The organism is Myxococcus sp. CA040A (genome assembly GCF_013336725.1).
Taxonomy (GTDB): Bacteria; Myxococcota; Myxococcia; order Myxococcales; family Myxococcaceae; genus Myxococcus; species Myxococcus llanfairpwllgwyngyllgogerychwyrndrobwllllantysiliogogogochensis.
On record NZ_JABUMR010000062.1, the window covers coordinates 1 to 394 of the forward strand.

Here is a 394-nt window from a genome sequence, read left to right on the forward strand (position 1 = left end):
ACGGCCACCAAATCTTCAGGGTCCGGGTCGTACTGGATGAGGTCGCCCGGAGCGCATTCGAGCGCCATGCACAGCTTGGACAGGGTCGAGAACCGGACGCCCTTGACCTTGCCCGAGCGGAACAGGGACAGGTGCGTCTGGCTCACGCCGATCTGCTCGGCGAGCTGCTTCGCCTTCAGCCCCTTCCTGGCGAGCACCTCATCCAGCGTGATTCGAATCGGCATCAGAAAATCTCTTCAAGCTCGCTCTGCAGAGCGAAGGCATGCGTCAGCACGTTGGCGAGGAGCGTCAGCGCGAGACCGACCGCCCCCAGCACGAGTCCACCCACGTCATACGCGATGACATAGCCCGGCTCGAAGCCGATGAGGCGCATCAAGCTCGGGACGATGAACAC

The 394-nt window shown here is 62.9% G+C and carries 1 protein-coding gene; it reads right to left on the reverse strand.

Translation table 11 applies throughout. The annotated features are described in order from the left end of the window. Positions 1-224: helix-turn-helix transcriptional regulator (locus HUA75_RS46100; protein WP_174490141.1), on the reverse strand; the 224-nt coding region annotated here is incomplete at its 3' end. Positions 225-394: the final 170 nt, after the last annotated feature.